At 70.3% G+C, this 20,945-nt stretch carries 23 protein-coding genes; 15 read left to right on the top strand and 8 right to left on the bottom strand.

Annotated elements, in window-relative coordinates; all coding sequences use genetic code 11:
- From rpoA to truA, 3 genes are all read left to right on the top strand, one after another.
- Positions 1-669: DNA-directed RNA polymerase subunit alpha (rpoA, locus tag ACWD5F_RS44100; protein ID WP_451261759.1), on the top strand; the 669-nt coding region annotated here is incomplete at its 5' end.
- Between the two features lie 83 nt (positions 670-752).
- Positions 753-1,268, top strand: a complete 516-nt coding sequence (gene rplQ, locus ACWD5F_RS44095) for a 50S ribosomal protein L17 (protein ID WP_451261758.1) — start codon at positions 753-755, stop codon at positions 1,266-1,268.
- Positions 1,269-1,338: 70 nt separating this feature from the next.
- Entirely contained in the window at positions 1,339-2,196 is an 858-nt protein-coding gene (truA, locus tag ACWD5F_RS44090; RefSeq protein WP_451261757.1) for a tRNA pseudouridine(38-40) synthase TruA, read from the top strand.
- A 7-nt stretch (positions 2,197-2,203) separates the two neighbouring features.
- Here truA and ACWD5F_RS44085 read toward each other — a convergent pair whose 3' ends face one another.
- On the bottom strand, positions 2,204-3,082 hold the full coding sequence (locus ACWD5F_RS44085) for a hypothetical protein (RefSeq protein WP_451261756.1): 879 nt from the start codon (positions 3,080-3,082) through the stop codon (positions 2,204-2,206).
- 110 nt (positions 3,083-3,192) lie between these two features.
- On the opposite strand from ACWD5F_RS44085, the gene ACWD5F_RS44080 reads away from it, so the two are divergent.
- The 4 genes from ACWD5F_RS44080 to glmM all read left to right on the top strand — a co-directional run bounded on the left by ACWD5F_RS44080 (position 3,193) and on the right by glmM (position 7,174).
- Positions 3,193-4,341, top strand: a complete 1,149-nt coding sequence (locus ACWD5F_RS44080; protein ID WP_451261766.1) for a glycosyltransferase 87 family protein — start codon at positions 3,193-3,195, stop codon at positions 4,339-4,341.
- A 209-nt stretch (positions 4,342-4,550) separates the two neighbouring features.
- Positions 4,551-4,994: a 50S ribosomal protein L13 gene (gene rplM, locus ACWD5F_RS44075; RefSeq protein ID WP_401714001.1), complete on the top strand. Its 444-nt coding sequence runs from the start codon at positions 4,551-4,553 to the stop codon at positions 4,992-4,994.
- Positions 4,995-5,040: 46 nt separating this feature from the next.
- Positions 5,041-5,568, top strand: coding sequence for a 30S ribosomal protein S9 (rpsI, locus tag ACWD5F_RS44070; protein ID WP_280878442.1), 528 nt, complete (start codon positions 5,041-5,043; stop codon positions 5,566-5,568).
- Between the two features lie 247 nt (positions 5,569-5,815).
- A complete protein-coding gene (gene glmM, locus ACWD5F_RS44065; RefSeq protein WP_451261755.1) occupies positions 5,816-7,174 on the top strand; it encodes a phosphoglucosamine mutase in 1,359 nt (452 codons plus the stop codon).
- Between the two features lie 99 nt (positions 7,175-7,273).
- Here the strand turns inward: glmM and ACWD5F_RS44060 are convergent, their stop codons facing one another.
- The 3 genes from ACWD5F_RS44060 to ACWD5F_RS44050 form a co-directional block, all read right to left on the bottom strand.
- Positions 7,274-8,212: a DUF389 domain-containing protein gene (locus tag ACWD5F_RS44060; protein WP_451261754.1), complete on the bottom strand. Its 939-nt coding sequence runs from the start codon at positions 8,210-8,212 to the stop codon at positions 7,274-7,276.
- A 16-nt stretch (positions 8,213-8,228) separates the two neighbouring features.
- Complete coding sequence (gene coaA / locus ACWD5F_RS44055) at positions 8,229-9,197, bottom strand: type I pantothenate kinase (RefSeq protein ID WP_401713997.1); 969 nt, start codon at positions 9,195-9,197, stop codon at positions 8,229-8,231.
- 87 nt (positions 9,198-9,284) lie between these two features.
- On the bottom strand, positions 9,285-9,767 hold the full coding sequence (locus ACWD5F_RS44050; RefSeq protein WP_451261753.1) for an SMI1/KNR4 family protein: 483 nt from the start codon (positions 9,765-9,767) through the stop codon (positions 9,285-9,287).
- A gap of 132 nt (positions 9,768-9,899) precedes the next feature.
- On the opposite strand from ACWD5F_RS44050, the gene glmS reads away from it, so the two are divergent.
- The gene (gene glmS, locus ACWD5F_RS44045) at positions 9,900-11,747 is read left to right on the top strand and encodes a glutamine--fructose-6-phosphate transaminase (isomerizing) (protein ID WP_401713993.1); all 1,848 of its coding nucleotides are present in this window, start codon (positions 9,900-9,902) and stop codon (positions 11,745-11,747) included.
- A 65-nt stretch (positions 11,748-11,812) separates the two neighbouring features.
- On the opposite strand, the gene ACWD5F_RS44040 is transcribed toward glmS, so the two are convergent.
- Positions 11,813-12,169 (bottom strand): hypothetical protein, encoded by a 357-nt coding sequence (locus ACWD5F_RS44040; RefSeq protein ID WP_401713991.1) that lies wholly within the window; start codon positions 12,167-12,169, stop codon positions 11,813-11,815.
- A 97-nt stretch (positions 12,170-12,266) separates the two neighbouring features.
- A complete protein-coding gene (locus tag ACWD5F_RS44035) occupies positions 12,267-12,728 on the bottom strand; it encodes an RICIN domain-containing protein (protein WP_451261752.1) in 462 nt (153 codons plus the stop codon).
- A gap of 171 nt (positions 12,729-12,899) precedes the next feature.
- Between ACWD5F_RS44035 and ACWD5F_RS44030 the strand changes: the two genes are divergently transcribed.
- The 3 genes from ACWD5F_RS44030 (at position 12,900) to ACWD5F_RS44020 (ending at position 15,807) form a co-directional block, all read left to right on the top strand.
- On the top strand, positions 12,900-13,271 hold the full coding sequence (locus ACWD5F_RS44030; RefSeq protein WP_451261751.1) for a holo-ACP synthase: 372 nt from the start codon (positions 12,900-12,902) through the stop codon (positions 13,269-13,271).
- A gap of 49 nt (positions 13,272-13,320) precedes the next feature.
- Entirely contained in the window at positions 13,321-14,787 is a 1,467-nt protein-coding gene (locus tag ACWD5F_RS44025; RefSeq protein ID WP_451261750.1) for an NAD(P)H-hydrate dehydratase, read from the top strand.
- Positions 14,788-14,895: 108 nt separating this feature from the next.
- Positions 14,896-15,807, top strand: a complete 912-nt coding sequence (locus tag ACWD5F_RS44020) for a L,D-transpeptidase (protein WP_451261748.1) — start codon at positions 14,896-14,898, stop codon at positions 15,805-15,807.
- Here the strand turns inward: ACWD5F_RS44020 and ACWD5F_RS44015 are convergent.
- A complete protein-coding gene (locus tag ACWD5F_RS44015; protein ID WP_451261747.1) occupies positions 15,804-16,778 on the bottom strand; it encodes a phosphotriesterase family protein in 975 nt (324 codons plus the stop codon). The two genes, ACWD5F_RS44020 and ACWD5F_RS44015, sit on opposite strands and share 4 nt — an antisense overlap.
- A gap of 220 nt (positions 16,779-16,998) precedes the next feature.
- Between ACWD5F_RS44015 and alr the strand changes: the two genes are divergently transcribed.
- The 4 genes from alr to ACWD5F_RS43995 all read left to right on the top strand — a co-directional run bounded on the left by alr (position 16,999) and on the right by ACWD5F_RS43995 (position 20,338).
- Positions 16,999-18,174 carry an alanine racemase gene (gene alr, locus ACWD5F_RS44010; protein ID WP_451261746.1) on the top strand — a complete coding sequence of 392 codons (1,176 nt, stop codon included), beginning with the start codon at positions 16,999-17,001 and terminating at the stop codon, positions 18,172-18,174.
- 120 nt (positions 18,175-18,294) lie between these two features.
- Positions 18,295-19,545 carry an alpha/beta fold hydrolase gene (locus tag ACWD5F_RS44005; protein WP_451261745.1) on the top strand — a complete coding sequence of 417 codons (1,251 nt, stop codon included), beginning with the start codon at positions 18,295-18,297 and terminating at the stop codon, positions 19,543-19,545.
- Positions 19,511-20,023 carry a tRNA (adenosine(37)-N6)-threonylcarbamoyltransferase complex ATPase subunit type 1 TsaE gene (gene tsaE / locus ACWD5F_RS44000; RefSeq protein WP_401713979.1) on the top strand — a complete coding sequence of 171 codons (513 nt, stop codon included), beginning with the start codon at positions 19,511-19,513 and terminating at the stop codon, positions 20,021-20,023. Before ACWD5F_RS44005 ends, tsaE begins: the two co-directional genes overlap by 35 nt.
- Positions 20,024-20,164: 141 nt before the next feature.
- The gene (locus ACWD5F_RS43995) at positions 20,165-20,338 is read left to right on the top strand and encodes a hypothetical protein (RefSeq protein ID WP_451261744.1); all 174 of its coding nucleotides are present in this window, start codon (positions 20,165-20,167) and stop codon (positions 20,336-20,338) included.
- Between the two features lie 19 nt (positions 20,339-20,357).
- Here the strand turns inward: ACWD5F_RS43995 and ACWD5F_RS43990 are convergent, their stop codons facing one another.
- The gene (locus ACWD5F_RS43990) at positions 20,358-20,915 is read right to left on the bottom strand and encodes a hypothetical protein (RefSeq protein WP_451261743.1); all 558 of its coding nucleotides are present in this window, start codon (positions 20,913-20,915) and stop codon (positions 20,358-20,360) included.
- Positions 20,916-20,945: the final 30 nt, after the last annotated feature.

The raw sequence follows: 20,945 nt of genomic DNA, 5'->3' as shown, positions 1-20,945 counted from the left end.
CACAACCCCGACCTCGTCCTGGCCACGCTCAACGGCAAGGGCAAGCTGGAGATGGAACTCACGGTCGAGCGCGGCCGCGGTTACGTCTCCGCCGTGCAGAACAAGCAGGTGGGTCAGGAGATCGGGCGCATCCCGGTCGACTCGATCTACTCGCCGGTGCTGAAGGTCACGTACAAGGTCGAGGCGACGCGTGTCGAGCAGCGGACCGACTTCGACAAGCTGATCGTCGACGTCGAGACGAAGCAGGCCATGCGGCCGCGTGACGCCATGGCTTCCGCCGGTAAGACGCTCGTCGAGCTGTTCGGTCTCGCGCGCGAGCTGAACATCGACGCCGAGGGCATCGACATGGGCCCGTCCCCGACGGACGCCGCCCTTGCCGCGGACCTCGCTCTGCCGATCGAGGAGCTGGAGCTCACGGTCCGCTCCTACAACTGCCTCAAGCGCGAGGGCATCCACTCCGTGGGTGAGCTCGTGGCTCGTTCCGAGGCCGACCTCCTGGACATCCGCAACTTCGGTGCGAAGTCCATCGACGAGGTCAAGGCGAAGCTGGCCGGCATGGGCCTGGCCCTGAAGGACAGCCCGCCCGGATTCGACCCGACGGCCGCTGCCGACGCCTTCGGCGCCGACGACGACGTGGACGCGGGTTTTGTGGAGACCGAGCAGTACTGATCGGTTGTTGCCGGTGAGCATCCGCTCATCGGGTCCTGCCCCCGGTACCTGATACGGCCGGGGCAGATACCAAGGAGAAAGACATGCCGAAGCCCACCAAGGGTGCCCGTCTGGGCGGCAGTGCCGCGCACGAGAAGCTGCTTCTTGCGAACCTCGCGAAGTCGCTGTTCGAGCACGGCCGTATCACCACCACCGAGGCGAAGGCCCGCAAGCTGCGGCCCTACGCCGAGCGTCTGATCACCAAGGGCAAGAAGGGCGACCTTCACAACCGCCGTCAGGTGCTTCAGGTGATCACGGACAAGAGCGTCGTCCACACGCTCTTCACCGAGATCGGCCCGCGCTACGAGAACCGTCCCGGTGGCTACACCCGCATCACCAAGATCGGTAACCGTCGTGGCGACAACGCGCCCATGGCTGTCATCGAGCTGGTCGAGGCCCTGACCGTCGCGCAGGCTGCGACGGGTGAGGCCGAGGCTGCCACCAAGCGTGCGGTCAAGGAAGACGCCCTCAAGAAGGACGAGGCCGTCGAGGCCAAGTCCGACGAGGTCGTCGAGGACGCCAAGCCGGCCGAGGCCGACGAGGAGTCCAAGGACGCGTAAGCAGTCCTGTGAGCGGGCCCGTTCCTTTACAGGGACGGGCCCGCTTTCGTGTTCCTGAGAGGATCTCCGTGTGAGTGATGAAGCAGCACCCGGCCATGTACGCGTCCGTCTCGATCTCTCCTACGACGGGGCCGACTTCTCCGGGTGGGCCAAGCAGGCCGGGGGACGGCGGACCGTGCAGGGGGAGATCGAGGAGGCCTTGCGGACCGTTACGCGGTCGGGGGAGGCCTTGTACGAACTGACCGTGGCCGGGCGGACCGATTCCGGGGTGCATGCGCGGGGGCAGGTGGCGCATGTGGATCTGCCGGGGGAGGTGTGGGCCGAGCACCGCGAGAAGCTGCTGAAGCGGCTTGCGGGGCGGTTGGCCAAGGATGTGCGGGTGTGGGCAATCGACGAGGCTCCCGCCGGGTTCAACGCCCGGTTCTCGGCCGTCTGGCGGCGGTACGCCTATCGCGTCACCGACCATCCCGGTGGGGTCGATCCGCTGCTGCGCGGGCACGTGCTGTGGCACGACTGGCCGCTCGACGTCGACGCCATGAACGAGGCGGCCCGAGCGCTGCTCGGGGAGCACGACTTCGCGGCCTACTGCAAGCGGCGCGAAGGGGCGACCACGATCCGGACGCTCCAGGAGCTGAGCCTTGTGCGGGGGGACGACGGGATCGTCACCGCCACCGTGCGGGCCGACGCCTTCTGCCACAACATGGTGCGCTCGCTGATCGGGGCGCTGCTGTTCGTGGGGGACGGGCACCGCACACCGGACTGGCCGGGCAAGGTGCTGGCCGCCGGCGTACGGGACTCCGCCGTGCATGTCGTACGGCCGCACGGGCTCACGCTGGAGGAGGTCGGCTACCCGGCCGACGAGCTCCTTGCCGCGCGCAGCAAGGAGGCGCGCAACAAGCGGACGCTGCCCGGGGCCGGGTGCTGTTGAGCGAGGACTAGCCGACCGCCGCCGACGCCTGGGCCTCGCCGCGGCGGCGGATCTGGCGGAAGGTGAACTCGGCCAGGTCGTCGCCGGTCGAGAAGACCTTGGTGTCCTTGGTCGTGACGTCCTTGGCGTTGGTGAAGCCCGCGATGGTGAAGTAGGCGTACCGGCCGTAGGAGTTGGTGGTCGTGCGGCAGAGCGCGGCGTCGCAGAAGGACTTCACGCCGGCGCCGGTGAGGGGCTTGACGAAGCCCTTCTTGTCCGCGTCGCCCTTGGCCTTGAGGGCCTTGGCCTCGGTGTCGAAGACGGCCACGCCGACGGTGACCGCGACGCCGTCCTTGGTGTAGGTCACGCGCATGAAGCTGGTGCAGCCGCTCGCGGTGAGGACCTTCGGGAGCGTGCCCTGGGCGGCCGAGGCGCAGTTCTTCGTGTCGGCCGTCGGGCCCTTCTTGTACACCACCGAGCCCATGGTCAGCTGGGTGCCCGGGAAGAGCAGCGTCGCGCTGAGGGGGGCGGTGTCCTTGGCCTTGCTGTCGATGAACTCCTTCGGGTCCAGCGGCGGGGGCGCGCTGGTCGGCTCGAAGGAGGGGGCCGAGGCGCTGCCGCTGGGGATGGAGGCGCTGGCGGGCAGGTTGGACGGGTTGCCCGAGGCCTGGTTGCCACCGTCCGAGGACACGACGGCCATCGCGACGGCGGTGCCTATCGCGATCGTGGCGACCGCGCCGCCGCCGATGAAGAACAGCCGGCGTCTGCGGTTGCGGGTCTCGGACGCCTCGGCGAGTGCGGCCCAGTCCGGGGTGCCGTCACCGCCGCCGTCGGTCCACGGCTGCTGCGATTGCGGTTTCCAGGGATCCCACTGGGACGGGGGCCCTCCCTGCTGCCCAAAGCTCATGGGCCGCATCTTAGACGGGCGACGGCGCGTGCTGGTGCGTCTCAACAGGCTCTGTAGCACCTAGCGTTGTGCCGGTGAATACGGAGAAAAGGGATATCTCTGGGTGGTTGGTGCGACCTGCTTCCTGGCCGTTGTGGGTGGTGCTCGCCGCCGTGCTGGGCGCCACCGCGGCCCGCACAGCCCGGCTGACCTCGGACGGAGGCATGGACAACGCGATCGTCGTACGGGCCGCGCGGACCTGGTTGGCCGGTGGCTCCCCGTATGACGATCCACACTTCCTCTATCTGCCGAGCGCGGTCCTGGCGGCCGCCCCGCAGACCCTGTTGTCCCCTCTTGTACTGCGTGTGCTGGTACCACTGGTGGTGACCGGGTGTCTCGGACTTGGCTGGATCTGTGCACTACGGCTGTACGGCGTTCCGCTCCGGAGCCGGCTCGCCGCCCTCGGCCCGGCCGCCCTGGCCGCCGGGTTCGCGCCCTTCGGACATCTGGTGCTGCTGGCGAACTGGACGGCGACGGCCGCGCTCGCGCTGCCGCTGGCCCTGCTGCTCGCGAGCCGGGGGCGGTGGGTGGCGGCGGCCGTGGTGGTGGGTGCGGCGATCGCCCTGAAGCCGCTGCTGGCCCCGCTGGCGCTGCTCTTCGTCTTCGCCCGCCGCTGGCGCGCCCTCGCGGTCCTGGTGGCGCTCCCGGCGCTCGCGTCGGCCGGCGCCGCGCTCCTGCTGCCGGACCCGGCGGGCTTCCTCACCCGCACCCTGCCGTTCCTGCTGAGCGGCGACGACGGTTTCGTACGGCTCTACGAGGCCTCGCCTGCGGCGGTGCTGCCGCGACTGGGGATGCCGGCGGCGGTGGCCGCGGCGACGGCGCTGCTCGGGGCCGGTACCGGGGTGCTGTGCGCGTACCGGCGGTGGCGGCGCGGCGAACCCGGGCCGCTGTGTCTCGCCGAGACCGCGGCGACGCTGATGCTCTCGGCGTTCCTGGTCGCCAGGCCGTCGTACGACCACTACCTGGTCGTCGTGCTCCCGGTGCTGCTCGCCGGGCTGCCGCGGGCCGGGTCGGTGGCCCGGAGTCCGTGGTTCTGGCTGGCTCTGGTGCCGCAGTTGCCGGGGCTGAGCTGGCCGTACCTGGAGACGGTCCGGCGGCGGGCGTTCAAGGACGCGTTCACGCTGTGCGTGCTGGCGGTCACCGTCGCCGTGCACGGCCGGTCGCGGTGGGCGCAGGCGCCCGTGCGGTCGGCCGGAGCGGCCCCCGCCGTCACGTTTTGACCCGTCCGGGGCGGCGCGGGTACTCTTACGGTTTGTTATGCGTATCGGTGAGGTCGTTCCCGGACCGGAAGCCCTTACGTAGGTTCCCTGGAGCAGTTACCAGTGGGCGGCATACGGGCATCGTCCCCGGCCATTGTCGTCCCCAGCTGCACGATCGCTTCAGTGATGCCATGTGTCAGCACCCATCCACTGAAGAAGAAGGCTGCGAAGTGCGTACGTACAGCCCCAAGCCCGGCGATGTGACTCGCCAGTGGCACGTCATTGACGCGCAGGACATCGTCCTGGGCCGTCTGGCTACCACTGCCGCGAACCTCCTCCGCGGCAAGCACAAGCCGACCTATGCCCCGCACATGGACATGGGCGACTTCGTCATCATCATCAACGCCGACAAGGTTCACCTGTCCGGCAACAAGAAGACCCAGAAGCTGGCGTACCGCCACTCCGGTTACCCGGGTGGTCTGCGCTCCGTCCGCTACGACGAGCTGCTGGCGAAGAACCCCGAGAAGGCCGTCGAGAAGGCCATCCGGGGCATGATCCCCAAGAACACCCTGGGCCGTCAGATGCTCGGCAAGCTGAAGGTCTACTCGGGCGACCAGCACCCGCACGCTGCGCAGCAGCCGGTGCCGTTCGAGATCACCCAGGTCGCGCAGTAGTTCCGGCCACACACCCCCTAAGACAGAAAAGAATCTGAGGAGAACCGTGGCCGAGACCACCGTTGAGCAGCCGGTCGAAGAGACCGAGACCGAGCTCGTCGACGTCGAGAGTTACACCACCGAGTCCGACGCGCCCGTCGAGGGCGAGTACACGTCGGAGTCGACCGCGTCCCGCTTCGGCGACCCGCAGCCGGCCGCCGGCCTGGGCCGTCGCAAGAACGCCATCGCCCGCGTCCGGATCGTCCCGGGCACCGGCAAGTGGAAGATCAACGGTCGCACCCTTGAGGACTACTTCCCCAACAAGGTGCACCAGCAGGAAGTCAACGAGCCCTTCAAGGTGCTCGAGCTCGAGGGCCGCTACGACGTCATCGCGCGCATCGCGGGTGGCGGCGTCTCCGGCCAGGCCGGTGCCCTGCGCCTCGGCGTGGCCCGCGCCCTGAACGAGGCCGACGTGGACAACAACCGCGGCGCCCTCAAGAAGGCCGGCTTCCTCCGTCGCGACGACCGTGCGGTCGAGCGCAAGAAGGCCGGTCTCAAGAAGGCCCGTAAGGCCCCGCAGTACAGCAAGCGCTAATCGCAGCTGCCTGCTCGTACTCCGAACGCCCCGGCGGCACGCCACAGTGCCGTCGGGGCGTTCGTTTATTGCGACGGTGGGCGTATAACGGCACAAGGCGCTCAAAGGCTTGTGTGATCGGATGGCCAGGCGATGAATGCATGAACTGCATGGATCGCCTGGGACGCGAAAGCCGTGGGTGCGGGCCGCATCCATAAGAACTGCATCAGCACCGGCTTCCGTAACTGACGCTTCCTCAGGAGGACAAGTGGGACGACTCTTCGGCACGGACGGCGTGCGGGGCGTAGCCAACGCGGACCTGACGGCGGAGCTGGCCCTCGGGCTCTCCGTGGCCGCGGCGCACGTACTGGCCGAGGCGGGCTCCTTCGAGGGGCATCGGCCCACGGCGGTGGTCGGCAGGGATCCGCGGGCGTCCGGGGAGTTCCTGGAGGCGGCCGTGGTCGCGGGCCTGGCCAGCTCGGGCGTGGACGTACTGCTCGTCGGTGTGCTGCCCACCCCCGCGGTGGCGTATCTCACCGGCGTGCTGGGCGCCGACCTCGGCGTGATGCTCTCCGCGAGCCACAACGCCATGCCCGACAACGGACTGAAGTTCCTCGCGCGCGGCGGGCACAAGCTCGACGACGAGCTGGAGGAGCGGATCGAGAAGATCTACGAGGAGCACCGCACCGGCGCGCCCTGGGACCGCCCCACCGGCTCGGGCGTCGGCCGGGTCCGGCGCTACAACGAGGGCTTCGACCAGTACGTCGCCCACCTCATCGGCGTGCTGCCGAACCGGCTCGACGGGCTGAAGATCGTCCTCGACGAGGCGCACGGCGCTGCCTCGCGGGTCTCGCCGGAGGCGTTCTCGCGGGCCGGTGCCGAGGTCATCACGATCGGCGCGGAGCCGGACGGGCTCAACATCAACGACGGGTGCGGGTCGACCCACCTGGAGCTGCTGAAGGCGGCCGTCGTCGAGCACGGGGCGGACTTCGGTATCGCGCACGACGGTGACGCCGACCGGTGCCTGGCCGTCGACCACACCGGTGACGACGTCGACGGCGACCAGATCATGGCCGTGCTCGCGCTGGCGATGCGTGAGCGGGGCGCTCTGCGGTCGGACACCGTTGTCGCGACGGTCATGTCGAACCTGGGCTTCAAGCTGGCCATGGAGCGGGAGGGGCTGACGATCATCCAGACCGCCGTCGGCGACCGCTATGTGCTGGAGGAGATGAAGGAGCACGGGTACGCGCTGGGCGGTGAGCAGTCCGGGCACGTGATCATTCTCGACCACGCGACGACCGGGGACGGGACGTTGACCGGGCTCATGCTGGCGGCGCGGGTTGCTTCCAGCGGGCGGTCGTTGCGGGAACTGGCTTCTGTGATGGAGCGGTTGCCTCAGGTGCTGATCAATGTGCCGGATGTCGATCGCGGTCGGGTGGGCAGTTCGGCGGAGCTGGCAACTGCCGTTGCTGAGGCCGAGCGAGAACTCGGGGCTACGGGGCGGGTGTTGCTTCGGCCGTCCGGGACTGAGCCGTTGGTTCGGGTGATGGTCGAGGCTGCGGATATTGATCAGGCTCGGTCTGTGGCTGGGCGGTTGGCTGATGCGGTGAAGTCGGCGCTCGGGTAGTTCTTGGTTCCGGGTTCGGGGTGCGTGGATCTGTGTGGTGCGGGCTGCGGGTTCGTCGTGGCTTGTCGCGCAGTTCCCCGCGCCCCTGACGGCGATGCCCTAGACGGCGTTCTGGCGGCGCCGTTGGTTCGACCACAGCAGCTTCTGCGCCAGCAAGGTCAGGGTGCCTGCCAGGACGATTCCCAGCAGGTTCAGGAGTAGTTGCTCCGTGGAGCCCCAGGCCTGTCTGTACTCGTTGTAGGTGAAGGCCACTGCCGCGTTCGCGGCGGCCGGGACCGTGGTGACCGAGATGGCCACGCCTACCAGGAGGCCGGACTTCGCCGAGGTCAGGGAGAGGGTGCCGGCGATGCCGGCGAGGACCGCCACGACGAACGAGAACGCGTCGGGCTGGTAGATGAAGTTGGTGTTGGGGCGGTCGGCCTCGAGGCGGACCTTGCTGAACAGGTCGACGGCGTCCATGAAGTAGCTGAAGCCGACCGTCACCAGCATGGCGAAGGCGAAGCCGACGAGCAGGGCGATCAGGGAGCGCAGGGCCAGGCGGGGCGCGCGGCGCACGATCGCCGTGCAGATGCCGGCCAGCGGGCCGAACTCCGGGCCGACCGCCATCGCGCCGACGATCAGGATCGCGTTGTCGAGCACGACACCGCAGGCCGCGATCATCGTGGCGAGCGTGATGAAGGCGACGTAGGTGACCGAGAGCGTCGACTCCTCGTGCGATGCCTCGGCGAGGTGCTCCCACAGGACCGCGTCGGCGCCCTCGCCGGGTGCGTCCGCCTCCGCCTTGTCGGCGCGCTCGGACAGCGACAGGTCGATGTTGTCGACGGCGATCGAACCGGTGCGGTCCAGGTCCAACTCCCGCAGCCCGGCGATGAGTTCGTCGCCGGCCTCGCGGGCCACGTCGCACAGCACCAGGTCCCCGGCGGGGTCGCGGGCGGCGCCCGGCAACACGACCAGGTGGGTGGTGCCGACGGTTCCTTCGATCAGGCGGACCACGTCGTCGGTGCGGGTGGACGGGGTGATCAGGCGGAGGTGGAGCATGGGGGCAGGCTAGCGGTCAGAGTTTGCGCAGGCTCAGTCGCTGGACCTTGTGGTCCGTGCTCTTGCGGATGATGAGGGTGGCGCGGCCTCGGGTGGGGGCGATGTTCTCGACGAGGTTGGGCTTGTTGATGGTGCGCCAGAGGGTGCGGGCGTAGTCGAGGGCCTCGTCCTCGGACACCTGGGTGTACTTGCGGAAGTAGGAGTCCGGGTTCTGGAAGGCGGTCTGGCGCAGCTTCCTGAACCGGTTGAGGTACCAGCGCTCGATGTCGTCGCCGCTCGCGTCCACGTAGACGCTGAAGTCGAAGTAGTCGGCGAGGCCGACGCGGGTGCGGCCGTCCTTGCCGGGGAGCGCGGGCTGGAGGACGTTCAGGCCCTCGACGATCAGGATGTCCGGGCGGCGGACCGTGAGGCGCCGGTCCGGGACGATGTCGTAGATCAGGTGGGAGTAGACGGGGGCGGTGACCTCGTCCTTGCCCGCCTTGATGTCGGCGACGAAACGGGTGAGCGCGCGGCGGTCGTACGACTCCGGGAAGCCCTTGCGTGACATGAGGCCGCGGGCTTCCAGTTCCCGGGTGGGCAGGAGGAAGCCGTCGGTGGTCACCAGCTCCACGCGTGGGTGCTCGGGCCAGCGGGAGAGCAGGGCCTGGAGGAGGCGGGCGACCGTCGACTTCCCGACCGCCACCGAGCCGGCGACGCCTATGACGAACGGGGTGCCGGACTGGGAGCCCTGTTCGCCCAGGAAGGTGTTCAGCGCGTTTCTCAGACCGTCCGTGGCGCCGACGTAGAGATTGAGGAGTCTGGACAGCGGGAGGTAGATGTCACGCACCTCGTCGAGGTCGATGACATCGCCGAGTCCGCGCAGCTTCTCGACCTCCTCGGCGGTGAGCGGCAGCGGCGTCTTGTCGCGCAGCGCGCTCCACTCGGCTCGGGTGAGGTCGACGTAGGGAGTCGCCTCCGGCCTGTGCCGGTGGGCGCTCCGGGGCATCGGGGAGACCGGAGAGATCACAGTCCATTGTTAACGGAGTTTGAACGGGGTGGCGGGTGGGGTCCGTCACGTGGGGGAGCCGGGGGGTCAGCTCCAGCTCAGTTTTTGCTGGCACTCGGTCAGCGCGAACTCTCCGAAGCTGTCCGCGATCCTCTCCATGAGGCCGCCGACGAGAACCCCTGTGTTCCACGCGTGGACGGGGTACTCGCCCTCCTCGTCGGGGCGGGAGGTGTCGAGGACCACGACCTCCCACACGTCGTCGTGCATGAGGACCATGAAGTGGTGCGGGAGGCCGAGTGCGGTGCGGTCCTCGCAGGTGTACGCGGAGGTGCCCAGAAGTTTCTCGCCCGCCGCCGGCGTTTGGTACACGCCGAGGAATTCGGTGGGCGGGGTCTCCCAGGTGCCGAACTCCTCGATCAGGCGGCGGTAGGAGGGCGGGAAGGAGAGTGTCATCTCGGTCTCCGCTCTGGCGATCAGCTCCGGAGGGCAGCCGTCGCCGTGCTGGAAGAGGTCCTCGTGGGCGCGCACGAGGGCTATCACCTGGTCGGCTGCGTGGAGGGCGTTCGGCATGGGGAGTCCTTTGGTTCTTTGGTCTGGTCGGATCGCCGGTGCGGGACCCCTTCTTATCGGGGCCTCCGCAATTTCCGAAATCGGGCAGGATGTGTCGTGTTTTGGCGGCTTTCGGTGTCTAGGCTGCCGCCCATGTGCGGAATCGTGGGATACGTGGGGTCGCAGTCGGCGCTTGATGTGGTGATGGCCGGGCTGAAGCGGCTGGAGTACCGGGGGTACGACTCGGCGGGGGTCGCCGTGCTCGCGGACGGGGGGCTGGCGGCGGGCAAGAAGGCCGGGAAGCTGGTCAATCTGGAGAAGGAGCTGGTGGAGCGGCCGCTGCCGGCGGGCGGTACCGGGATCGGGCACACCCGGTGGGCCACGCACGGTGGGCCGACCGATGCGAACGCCCATCCTCATCTCGACAACGCGGGGCGGGTCGCGGTCGTCCACAACGGGATCATCGAGAACTTCGCCCTGCTGCGGGCCGAGTTGGCCGAGCGGGGGCATGAGCTCGCTTCCGAGACCGACACCGAAGTGGTCGCGCATCTGCTCGCCGAGGAGTTCTCCGCCACCGCCGATCTCGCCGAGGCGATGCGGCTCGTGTGTCGGCGGCTGGAAGGGGCCTTCACGCTGGTCGCCGTGCACGCCGACGCGCCGGACGTGGTGGTCGGGGCGCGGCGGAACTCGCCCCTGGTGGTGGGTGTCGGCGAGGGGGAGGCCTTTCTCGCCTCGGACGTCGCCGCGTTCATCGCGCACACCCGGTCGGCGGTCGAGCTCGGGCAGGACCAGGTCGTCGAGCTGCGGCGGGACGGGGTGACGGTCACCGGGTTCGACGGGACCCCGGCCGAGGTCCGCTCCTACCACGTCGACTGGGACGCCTCCGCCGCCGAGAAGGGCGGCTACGACTACTTCATGCTCAAGGAGATCGCCGAGCAGCCGAAGGCCGTCGCCGACACGTTGCTGGGGCGGATCGACGCGGAGGGGCTGCTGCGGCTGGACGAGGTCCGGATCCCGGTGCACGAGCTGCGCGAGGTCGACAAGGTCGTCATCGTCGCGTGCGGTACGGCCTTCCACGCCGGGCTGATCGCCAAGTACGCCATCGAGCACTGGACGCGGATCCCGTGCGAGGTGGAGCTGGCGAGCGAGTTCCGGTACCGGGATCCGATCCTGGGCGCGCGGTCGTTGGTGATCGCCATCTCGCAGTCCGGGGAGACCATGGACACGCTCATGGCGCTGCGGCACGCCCGTGAGCAGGGCTCGAAGGTGCTGGCCATCTGCAACACCAACGGGTCGACGATTCCCCGTGAGTCGGACGCGGTGCTGTACACGCACGCGGGGCCGGAAGTCGCGGTCGCGTCGACCAAGGCGTTTCTGACGCAGCTGGTGGCGTGCTACCTGGTCGCGCTGTATCTCGGTCAGGTGCGCGGCACCAAGTGGGGCGACGAGATCGGGGCCGTCATCCGGGACCTCGCGCAGATCGGCGGCGAGGTCGAGCGGGTCCTCGAAACCATGGAGCCCGTACGGGAGTTGGCGCGGTCGCTCGCGGACAAGAACACGGTGCTGTTCCTCGGCCGGCATGTGGGGTACCCCGTCGCGCTGGAGGGGGCACTGAAGCTCAAGGAACTCGCCTACATGCACGCGGAGGGCTTCGCGGCGGGGGAGTTGAAGCACGGGCCGATCGCGCTGATCGAGCCGGATCTGCCGGTCGTGGTGGTCGTGCCGTCGCCCCGGGGGCGGTCCGTGCTGCACGACAAGATCGTGTCCAACATCCAGGAGATCAGGGCCCGGGGGGCGCGGACCATCGTCATCGCGGAGGAAGGGGACGAGGCGGTGGTGCCGTATGCCGACCATCTGATCCGCATCCCCGCGACGCCGACCCTGCTCCAACCCCTGGTCGCCACCGTGCCGTTGCAGGTCTTCGCGTGTGAGCTGGCCACGGCCCGGGGCAACGAGGTGGACCAGCCGCGGAACCTGGCGAAGTCGGTGACGGTGGAGTGAGCGGGTTGCTCTGAACGCGGGGAGGGGTGGACGGGCGTGTGCCGGCCACCCCTCCTTCCGTTCCGTCAGTACGTGCAGGTCTTCGTGACCCAGCCCTTCTTCGAGCCGTAGCTGCCGTAGTACCACTGGTCGCTCGTCTTGCCGCAGGCCGTGTACGAGCCGCCCTTGTAGGACTTGCCGTCGTTGCAGATCGCACCGCTCTTGCCCTTGGGCCAGACGCCGATCGCGGTGGCCGAAGTCTTCGGGCTGGTGCGGATGTTGACGCTTTCCTTGGGCTTGATGGGGCTCAGGAACTTGCTGCAGTCCGTGGGCAGGGCGGCTGCCGCCGCGGTGGCGGGCTGAGCGACGGCGACACCGCCGGTGAGCGCCGTACCGACCAGGGCGACGGCCGCTGCCGCGGTGCCGAGTGCCTTCAACTTCATTGCGTACGTTCTCCCGTTGACGTGCGTTCGCGTCCGCAACGGCGGACACGGGTCACGGGGAACAGTACTTGGGGCGCGAGCATGTCATGATCGCGGGTCATTGCCAGGTCTGGTCGTTGTTCGTGTTGCACGTCCACAGGATCGGCTCGATGCCGCTGGTGGTACTGGAGTTGGGGACGGCGAGGCAGAGGTTGGCGTACATGCTGCGCAGGCGGAAGTCGCTGTCGTGGATCCAGAGATCCTGCTGGCCCGGAGGGTTGTCCGAGTCGCAGGTCCACTGAATGGGCTTCGTGCCGCTTGTCGCGCCCCCGACGACGAGGCACTTCTGGCTGTTCTTGTTGATGATGGTGACGCGCCCGTCGGCCTGCGGCTTCAGGTACCACTGCTGTTCGGCGTCGTCGCTGCAGGGCCACTGGATCGGAACGACATCGTTGGCGCCGCTGGCGTGGGGAATCGCCAGGCACTGGAAGCTGTTGCCGTTGACCAGCGTCGAGTAGGTGACGGCGGCCTGCGCCGGTGACGGCGACAGGAATCCGACGGCAGCGAGCGTGAGAGCCACGGCGCCGACTCTGCGGGCGGCTTTGAGGGCACGGGGCATACATCTCTCCTTGAACGAGGACAGGGGTACGGCTCCTTCACCAGCCGCACACCCTCGCACCCCGGCCCCAACTCCCGTGGAACACCGGGTCAAGACGAGGTCAGCTTCTCCACCCGCCATAAGGTGCTCCGCATGAGCATCATCGGGGTCGGAATCGACGTGGCCGAGATCGATCGGTTCGCGGCGTCGCTCAAGCGCACGCCCGGGATGGCGGAGCGGCTGTTCGTGGAGAGTGAGTTGTTGTTGGCCGGTGGGCAGCGGCGCGGGGTCGCCTCGCTGGCCGCCCGGTTCGCCGCCAAGGAGGCGTTGGCCAAGGCGCTCGGGGCGCCGGCCGGGCTGCTGTGGACGGACGCCGAGGTGTACGTCGAGGAGAGCGGACGGCCCCGGCTGCGGGTGAAGGGGACCGTCGCCGCGAAGGCGGCGGAGCTGGGCGTGCGGTCCTGGCACGTGTCGCTCAGCCATGACGCCGGGGTCGCGTCGGCCGTGGTGATCGCCGAGGGGTGAGCCGGGTGCCCGGGTGCGGTGGCGCGCGCCCGCGCGAGAGACTCGACGCATGCGTACTGCGTACAGCGTGGAGACGGTAAGGACCGCCGAGCGGGCGCTCATGGCGCGGCTTCCGGAGGGGGCGCTGATGCAGCGCGCCGCCGCCGGACTCGCCGTCGCCTGTGCCGAGGTGCTCGGGCGCGTCTACGGGAGCCGGATCGTCCTGCTCGTCGGGAGCGGGGACAACGGGGGCGACGCCCTGTACGCCGGCGCGCGCCTCGCCCGGCGCGGGGCGGGGGTCGCCGCCGTGCTGCTCGCGCCCGAGCGGGCCCATGCCGGGGGGCTCACGGCGTTTCGGCGGTCCGGGGGGCGGGTTGTCGACTCCGGTGACATCAATCCCACTCTCGGCGTCGACGCGGTCGAGGAAGCCATCCTCCGGGCCGACCTCGTCGTCGACGGGATCGTCGGGATCGGCGGCAGCGGTGGGCTGCGGCCCGACGCGGAGCGGTTGGCCGAGGTCGTCGCCGAGGCCCGCGTTCCCGTCGTCGCCGTCGACCTGCCCAGCGGGGTCGAGGCGGGTAGCGGCGAGGTGCGGGGGGCTGCCTTGCGGGCCGATCTGACCGTCACCTTCGGCACGCACAAGCCGGGATTGTTGATCGATCCCGCCCGCGAGTACGCCGGGTCCGTGCGGCTCGTCGACATCGGGCTGGGGGAGGTGCTCCCCGACGAGCCCGAGCTGGAGGCCCTGCAGCATGCCGACGTGGCCGCGCTGCTGCCCGTGCCCGGGGCCGAGAGCGACAAGTACCGGCGCGGAGTGGTCGGGATCGCGGCCGGGTCGGCGCGGTACCCGGGCGCGGCCGTCCTCGCCGTCGCCGGGGCGCTGCGGGGCGGCGCCGGGGCCGTGCGGTACGTCGGTCCCGCCGCGGACGCCGTGCTCGCGCGGTTCCCCGAGGTGCTCGTGTCCGACCAGGGGCCCAAGCACGCGGGGCGCGTACAGGCGTGGGTCGTCGGGCCCGGGGCTGGGGACGACGCCTCGTACGTGGGCGAGGTGCTCGCCGCCGACGTGCCCGTGCTGATCGACGCCGACGGGCTGCGGCTCGCCGACCGGGATGCCGTACGGGCCCGCACCGCGCCGACGTTGATGACCCCGCACGCGGGTGAGGCCGCCGCGCTGCTCGGCGTGGCCCGCGAGCAGGTCGAGGGGGCCCGGCTGGCGTCGGCGCGGGAACTGGCGGCGCGGTACGGGGCGACCGTCCTGCTCAAGGGGTCGACCACGCTGATCGCCGACGCCGCGGGCGGAGCCGTACGCGTCAATCCGACCGGGACCGGGTGGCTGGCCACCGCCGGCAGCGGGGACGTGCTGTCCGGGCTCGGCGGGTCACTGCTCGCCGCCGGGCTGAGCGCGCTGGACGCGGGGAGCGTGGCCGCGTATCTGCACGGCCTTGCCGGGAGGTTCGCCTCGGACGGGGCGCCGGTGGGGGCACATGACGTGGCCGAGGCGGTCGTACGGGCGTGGCGGGATGTGCGCGACCGGTAGGACGAGGTCGGCGCAGAGGACCAATGAGGGGGTCCGCGCGGCTACGTATGGGTGACCCCGTCCGCGTGCCACCCCTGTCCCGGGCGCCGGGCACGTTTCTCTGATCGCATGATCAGCAGACGTATCGCATGTCGCAGTGTTGCCGTGGTCCTCGCCGTCGTGACGGCCCTTCCCGTCACGACCCTTTCCGGCGGTACCGCCTGGGCCGCGCCCGTGCCGCCCGCTCCCGCCGTTCCCGGTCCGGAGGCCGAGCTGGTGCCCGGGGTGGCTCCGGGCCCGTATCAGCCCTGGCAGATCGATACGCCCGACCAGGTGTTGCCGCCGCAGGTGTACACGCCCACGCGGGCGGAGGATGCCGTGGAACCGCGGGACGCGGCGGAGGGGACGTACGACCTCGTCGAGTACGTGCCGCTCGGGGACGCCGTCGCGAAGGTGGCGTGCAGCAAGCGGACCGGGCCCTATCAGCGGCCGGTCGAGCGGTGGTTGAAGCGCAAGGCGGACGGGAAGCAGTCGGCCGCCGACTGCAAGGCCATCCGGAACTTTCAGCTGAAGCAGAAGATCAAGCCCGCCATCGGGTTCGCCGGGCCCGTGACCTGGGCGACCATGCAGTACATCGGCGCCCGGAAGAATCCGAACGCCAAGAAGCTGTGCCCGGTGAAGTCGTACCGGGTCGCCTGTGTCGATCTCAATCGCGAGCTGACCTGGGTGCAGAAGGGCAAGAAGGTCGTCTTCGGGCCGGTGCCGATGCGCAGCGGGCGCACCGGGCACCGGACCCGGCTCGGGTGGCACAAGGTCTTCTGGAAGCACAAGAACCACTGGTCGACGCTGTACAACTCACCCATGCCGTATGCCCAGTTCTTCGACGGCGGGCAGGCCTTCCACGCCGTCTACGGGAGCATCTACACGACTACCGGGTCCTGGGGCTGCGTCAACCTGCGCCTCGGCGACGCCCGGAAGCTGTGGGGTGTGCTGAAGAAGGGCGACCGGGTGTACGTGTGGGGACACCGGCCCGGCAATTAGGCGAGGGGTGTGAAGTAGCGGCGCGGGTTGTCGACCAGCATGGTCGTCAGCTGGTCCGCCGTGACGCCCGCGGCGCGCAGTGCAGGGAGCACCTCGTCGTGCAGGTGCGTGTAGTGCCAGTTCGGCGCGATCTGCTCGCGCACGCCCGGCGGGAACCAGTCGATGTGGCAGGACGCGTCGTGCGACAGCACCATCCGGTCGGCGAAACCCTCGGCCGCGAGCTTCGCGACCGTCGCCACCCGCTGGTCGCCCGGCAGCAGGATGTCGAGGCCGAAGCGGTCCATGCCGACGTACGAGCCGTTGTCGACGAGCCGGTGCAGGTAGTCGAGGTCGGCGGTGTCGCCGCTGTGGCCGATGACCACCGCCCCGAGGTCCACGCCCTCGCTGCGCAGGATGTCCTGCGCGACCAGCCCGGTACGGGCCTGCGCGCTGGTGTGCACGGTGATCGGGGCGCCGGTGCGCAGATGGGCCTGGGCCACCGCGCGCAGCACCCGCTCCACGCCCGGGGTGAGCTCGTTCTCGATCGCGCACTTGAGGAACGCGGCCCTGATGCCGGTGTCCGCGATGCCCACGGCGAGTTCGCGCACGAACAGCTCGGTCATGGCCTCGGGGCCGCCGAGGAGCGTGCCCGGTCCGTGGTACTGGAAGAAGTGGGGGACGTCGGTGAGCGTGTACACGCCGGTGGCCGCGACGATGTTGAGGTCGACCTGGGCGTTCACCTCGGCCACGCGCGCGACGTTGCGGCCGAGCCCGATGACGGTGGGATCGACGATCGTGGTCACGCCGGTCGCGGCCAGGGCCTTCAGCCGGGTCACCGCGTCGGCGATCCGCTCCTGCTCGTCCCAGGTCTCCGGCAGGCTCTGCCGGAGCTCCTCGCTGAGGACGAAGACGTGCTCGTGCATCAGCACGGTGCCGAGGTCGCTGGCCGCTATGGGGCCGCGGACGGTCTGTACTGCCGGTGACGAGGGCATGCGGATCCTTAGAGGTGATGTGCCGTGGTGTGCCGGTGCACGGCGGAGGTGCCGTGGTGTGTCGACGTCCACGACTCTCGCAGCGGCCCCGCACGGCCGTCTTTCGCGCCGGCGCGCACTTCTTTCCCGCGGACGCGCACCTCGGCCGGGAACGCCCTTGCGCCGGACCACCGGACGGGTTCCCGGTGTTGTCGCACCCCTCTGAGAGACTGGGGACGTCATGAATGAGACAGCCACCGCCCCGACCGCACCGCTGCGCGCCCGTGCCGAGATCGATCTGGCCGCCCTGCGGGCCAATGTGCGGACCCTGCGCGCCCTGGCGCCGGGTGCGCAGCTCATGGCCGTCGTGAAGTCCGAGGCGTACGGCCACGGTGCGGTGCCGTGCGCCCGCGCGGCCGTCGAGGCGGGGGCCGACTGGCTCGGCACGGCGACGCCCGAGGAGGCGCTCGCGCTGCGGCGGGCCGAGGGGCTCACGCCCGAGCGGGTGCGGGTCATGTGCTGGCTGTGGACGCCCGGCGGACCCTGGCGCGAGGCGATCGAGGCCGACATCGACGTGTCCGTCAGTGGGATGTGGGCCCTGGAGGAGGTCACGGAGGCCGCGCGCGCCGCCGGGCTCCCCGCGCGCGTGCAGCTCAAGGCCGACACGGGACTCGGGCGCAACGGGTGCCAACCGGGCGACGACTGGGCCGAGTTGGTCGGCGCCGCCCTGCGCGCCGAGGCGGACGGGCTGGTCCGGATCACCGGGCTCTGGTCCCACTTCGCCTGCGCCGACGAGCCGGGGCACCCCTCCATCGCCGCCCAGCTCACCCTCTTCCGGGAGATGCTGGCGTACGCCGAGGGCCAGGGCGTGCGCCCCGAGGTGCGGCACATCGCCAACTCGCCGGCCACGCTCACGCTCCCCGAGGCCCACTTCGACCTCGTCCGCACCGGGATCGCCCTCTACGGCATCTCGCCCAGCCCGGAGGTCGGCACCCCGGCCGACTTCGGACTGCGCCCGGTGATGACGCTCGCGGCGAACATCGCCCTCGTGAAGCACGTCCCCGGGGGTCACGGCGTCAGTTACGGGCATCACTACACCACCCCCGGCGAGACCACCCTCGGCCTCGTGCCCGTCGGTTACGCGGACGGCATCCCGCGGCACGCCTCCGGCACCGGGCCCGTGCTGGTCGACGGCAAGTGGCGGACGGTCGCGGGGCGGGTCGCGATGGACCAGTTCGTCGTCGACCTCGGCGGGGACGAGCCGCCGCCCGGCACGGAGGCGGTGCTGTTCGGACCCGGCGACCGGGGCGAGCCCACGGCCGAGGACTGGGCGCAGGCCGCGGGCACCATCGCGTACGAGATCGTCACGCGCATCGGAACGCGCGTTCCTCGCGTCTATGTGAATACGGCTACTTGAACGAGGAACGAGCTGTGAACAGGGAACAGGTGGGGTAACCCCCTCGGGGACACCTCACGACCTGTGCCACACCATCACCCGATCCGGCGAACAGCAGTCCGGCGAAGAGGAGCGATACACGTGAGCGAGAGCAGTGCGGAGGCCGTCGAGGCCGTCGCAGCCGTAGCCTCCGCCACGGCGGCGGGCGGCAACTGGCGCAGGGCGACCGGGATCGCGGGCGCCGCGATAGGCGTGATCGCGGCGGGCGCGGCGGCCGGTGTCGCCATCGAGCGGCTGACGGTCGGCCGCGGGATGCGCCAGAAGGCCAAGCTCGCGCTCGACTCGACGGGACCGTACGGCGGGCTGCGCGGCATGCCCGGCAGGGCGTACGCCGACGACGGCACGGAGCTGTACTACGAGGTCGACGACGTCGACCCCGAGGCCGTGCCCTCGATCGGTCCGCGCCGGCGCCGGCTGTTCGGCCGCAAGGCGCCCGCTCCCGTCACCGTCGTCTTCAGCCACGGCTACTGCCTCAGCCAGGACTCCTGGCACTTCCAGCGGGCCGCCCTGCGCGGTGTCGTCCGCGCCGTGTACTGGGACCAGCGCAGCCACGGGCGGTCCGGGCGGGGCGTGCGGCAGCACCAGGACGGCGTGCCGGTCACCATCGACGAGCTGGGCCGCGACCTGAAGGCCGTGCTCGACGCGGCCGTGCCCGAGGGGCCGATCGTGCTGGTCGGGCACTCCATGGGCGGGATGACGGTGATGGCCCTGGCCGACCAGTACCCCGAGCTGATCCGCGACCGCGTGCTCGGCGTCGCGCTCATCGGTACGTCGTCCGGACGGCTCGGCGAGGTCAACTTCGGGCTGCCGGTGGCCGGGGTCAACGCGGTGCGGCGGATCCTGCCGGGGGTGCTGAAGGCGCTCGGGACGCAGGCGGCGCTGGTGGAGAAGGGACGGCGGGCCACCGCCGACCTGTTCGCCGGGATCATCAAGCGGTACTCGTTCGCGACCCGGGACGTCGACCCGGCGGTCGAGCGGTTCGCGGAGCGGATGATCGAGTCCACGCCGATCGACGTGGTCGCCGAGTTCTACCCGGCGTTCACCGACCACGACAAGACGCTGGCGCTCGCCCACTTCAAGGAGCTGCCGGTGCTGGTGCTTGCCGGGGTCAAGGACCTCGTCACGCCCAGCGAGCACAGCGAGGCCATCGCCGACCTGCTGCCGGACGCCGAGCTGGTGCTGGTCCCGGACGCCGGGCACCTGGTCATGCTGGAGCACCCGGAGGTGGTCACGGACCGCCTCGCGGACCTGCTGACCCGTGCGGGCGCCGTACCGGCAGGAGCTACCGTGGGTGGCTATGGAAGCACCAGCGGCACCGCACAGCCGGGCTGAGACCGAACTGACCGTCACCTCCCCCGACCAGATGCGGGAGTTGGGCCGCCGCCTGGCGAAACTGCTGCGCGCCGGCGACCTCGTGATGCTCAACGGGGAGCTCGGCGCGGGCAAGACGACGCTCACCCGGGGGCTCGGCGAGGGGCTCGGGGTGCGGGGCGCGGTCACCTCGCCGACGTTCGTGATCGCACGCGTGCATCCCTCGCTGGGGGAGGGGCCGCCGCTGGTCCACGTCGACGCGTACCGCCTGGGCGGCGGGCTCGACGAGATGGAGGACCTCGACCTCGACGTCTCGCTGTCCGACTCGGTGATCGTCGTGGAGTGGGGCGAGGGCAAGGTCGAGGAGCTGACCGACGACCGGCTGAACGTCGTCATCCACCGGGCCGTCGGGGACACCACGGACGAGGTACGGCACGTGACGCTGACGGGGCTGGGGGAGCGGTGGGCCGCCGCCGACCTGAGTGTGCTGTCCGCCTGACGGCGAATGGTCGGTTTTGATGAAGGTTCCGACAACGCGTCGGCAAGATATTGCGTTTGGTGTCTTGTGCGTGGTCACATGGTACTCAATCGGTAGTTAGGTCTGCCTAACTACGCCCGCCCCCGAACCCAGGAGGCGTCCATGTCGGTCACGGAACGAGTGGAACGGGACGACGTGCCCGCGCACCGAGCGTCCGGGGTGTCCATGCGGGACCTGCTGGCCTCGTGCGCCGCCGCGCGGGCCGTCTCCACCCCGCCGCGCCTGCCGGACCCCGAGGTGGCCCAGCCGCCGGCCGAGCACCGCAAAGCGGCCTGACCTCAGGGGATCCGCCTGCTCAGCGGATCACCACGACCGGCTCGCCGATCGTCGCGAACTCCCACATCGCGTCGCCGTCCGCGCGGGACTCGCGGATGCCGCCCGTGCGCACGTACGCGCCGGGGGTCGGGGACGGCGCGTTCTCCACGGCCGCGCTGAAGCCGATGGCCACGCCGTCCTCCGTGGCGAAGCGCACCACGTGTTCGATGGGAGTGCCGTCCGTTCCGGTGATGGCGTTCGAACGGGACGTGACCGAGTAGCTGCCCAGGGACGGGTCGACGGTGCCCGGGGTGACCTTGAAGGTGCGCCGGACCTTGTCGTGCGCGCCGACCAGCCACACGCGGTCGTCGTCCACCGAGTACACGACCCGCTCGCCCTTGCCGGAGCCGGCGGGCAGGGCCACGGGGTTCTTCTTGTCGCGGGGCGCCTTCGAGGCGGCCACCGAGGGCTTGCCGCTCTTGTCCGGTCCCGAAAGGTCGGCCGGGACGCTCGCGGACGCCTGGTAGGCGAGGAAACCGACCGACGCGAGCGCCGCCGTGGTGAGTCCCAACACGAACCCGGAGCTGCCGCCTGCCACCGTCGCCCACCTCAGCCATCACGTCGTACG

This window comes from Streptomyces sp. NPDC002499 (assembly GCF_053595415.1).
The sequence above is the reverse complement of the archived record's forward strand: the minus strand, read 5'-3'. Positions and strand labels throughout refer to the sequence as shown.